This window comes from Neisseria sp. P0021.S005, assembly GCF_051956955.1.
Map to the genome: position 1 here is coordinate 1 of NZ_JBQCWY010000576.1, position 1,960 is coordinate 1,960.

The window sequence follows — 1,960 nt, forward strand, 5'->3', positions numbered from 1 at the left end:
TACAAACGGTTCATCACTTATCCTTCATTTAATAATTTCAAAATTGCCGCCATTATATCTGAAACTCCAAACATTGAGGCCGTCTGAAATGTTCAGACGGCCGGTGTCTTTTGTAAAAAATACTCAACATAGATAAAGTTTCAGTTTCGGCAACACAATGACGCAGCATCCTCAACAAGCGGCTCACACGAGCCAACAACTCGCCGCAAATATCATTTTGACCAAACCTCTGCCCTCGATTATCTCGACAAGCCCAATATGACAGCCAATACCAGCCAAATCCAATGCCGACGGCGCGATGTAGAAAACAAAGCACGTTGAGACAGCAAACGCGTTTGGCTCAACTGATACGCCACATCGGCCAACATTACCAAGCGATTAGTCTGCCGAGCATTACTTTCTTCCGCTTTACGCAGTTTCAAATTTTCCGCTTCAATCCGCAGCCGCACCAGCTTGGCTTCCAAAAGCAGCAGCTCGCGCGCTTCTTCATACTCCTGTTGCTTCATTATCCGCATCCTTGTCTATCTCACCGCGCAAATACGCAATATCCGATCGAATATCCTGCAAGGTCTCAGCCACGCGACTGCCCTGCTCCCGATAATCTGCCGATACTTTGCGGAACAATACGGCAATAATCAGCAGACTCACGAAGAAAATGCCGAAAAACACCCACAAAGCCGCAACATCCGTCAGCACGCGGTTCAATCCGAACAGCAAACCGACCAAGCCCACCATCAACAGCGCGCCGGACAACACCAGCCAAATCGCCAAACGGAACACATTCTCCGCCTGACGCGTCAAATCCAAGCTCAATACCTGCAAACGCAGCAACAGCAAATCCGCGCCCTGATTCAACAAAGCCTTGCCATGTTCAAAACGCTGGCGAATTCCCATCTCGATTATCCTTTTTTCTTAGGAAACATAAGGCTAAGGCCGTCTGCACGGCGCAATGAAATCCATGATTTCATGTGCACGCCTGTTCAGACGGCCTTAACATATTCACATTAACGACGGTTCAACAACACACCGACAACCAAACCGGCCAATGCGGCAAAACCCATCGCATAGTATGGTTTTTCATGCACCACTTCATCAGCGTGTTTGGCACCGCGTTTCAAACGCTCGCCCGCATCAGCTTCAAATTCGGCAAAACGCTCTTTGCCTTCTTTAAGACGCTCCTGGGCCGCTTCTTCAAACTGCTCGTATTTCTCACGCGCACGCTCGGCATGATGGCGCAAACGTTCGCCGGCCTCTTCTTCAAAACGGCTCAAACGCTCTTTGGCCGCGGCCAATTTCTCTTCCAATTTGGCCCGGGCTTTGCCGCCCTCTTCCGAACCGGCTTCCACACCGTCGCGGTACAACTCTTCCACATCATCCATCACTTCTCGGATGTCTTTCAGCAAAGCCTCGCGACGCGTTTCAAAATCGTGTTTTTTCATGTTTTTCTCCTTGAGATAGGTTGATATGGCTACAGACTGTTTATCTGTTAATCAATTATAAACATTTATCTCCGGTTATCACATTAATTCCAATCAAATTAAGTATCAAATATGTAAAAACAACCCGATGAAATTTAAAAAAGGCCGTCTGAAAACTTCAGACGGCCTTTTCATTTCAGCTTAAAGACTTAAGTCTTATGCCAAACCTTTTGCTTTCAACACTTCCAGCATAGTAGTGCCCAACTCGGCAGGGCTGCGGGTGTAGGCGATACCGGCTTTTTCGAAAGCGGCAAATTTTTCTTCGGCAGTACCTTTACCGCCGGAGATAATCGCACCGGCGTGGCCCATGCGTTTGCCTTTAGGCGCGGTAACACCTGCGATGTAGCCGACAACGGGTTTGGTTACGTTGGATTGGATGTATTCGGCTGCTTCTTCTTCCGCAGTACCGCCGATTTCACCGATCATGATGATGGCGTCGGTATCTGGGTCTTCTTGGAAGAGTTTCAGTGCGTCGATTTGGT

At 48.4% G+C, this 1,960-nt stretch carries 3 protein-coding genes and 1 pseudogene; all 4 read right to left on the reverse strand.

The window, feature by feature from the left end; genetic code table 11:
- Window positions 1-239: 239 nt before the first annotated feature.
- Complete coding sequence (locus ACTHUE_RS17065; protein ID WP_003686076.1) at window positions 240-506, reverse strand: hypothetical protein; 267 nt, start codon at window positions 504-506, stop codon at window positions 240-242.
- Window positions 487-894 (reverse strand): phage holin family protein, encoded by a 408-nt coding sequence (locus ACTHUE_RS17070; RefSeq protein WP_440403662.1) that lies wholly within the window; start codon window positions 892-894, stop codon window positions 487-489. Before ACTHUE_RS17070 ends, ACTHUE_RS17065 begins: the two co-directional genes overlap by 20 nt.
- Window positions 895-1,004: 110 nt before the next feature.
- Window positions 1,005-1,439: a DUF883 family protein gene (locus ACTHUE_RS17075; RefSeq protein WP_070461327.1), complete on the reverse strand. Its 435-nt coding sequence runs from the start codon at window positions 1,437-1,439 to the stop codon at window positions 1,005-1,007.
- Window positions 1,440-1,634: 195 nt separating this feature from the next.
- Window positions 1,635-1,960 (reverse strand): annotated as a pseudogene (locus ACTHUE_RS17080) (succinate--CoA ligase subunit alpha); the annotation flags it as partial.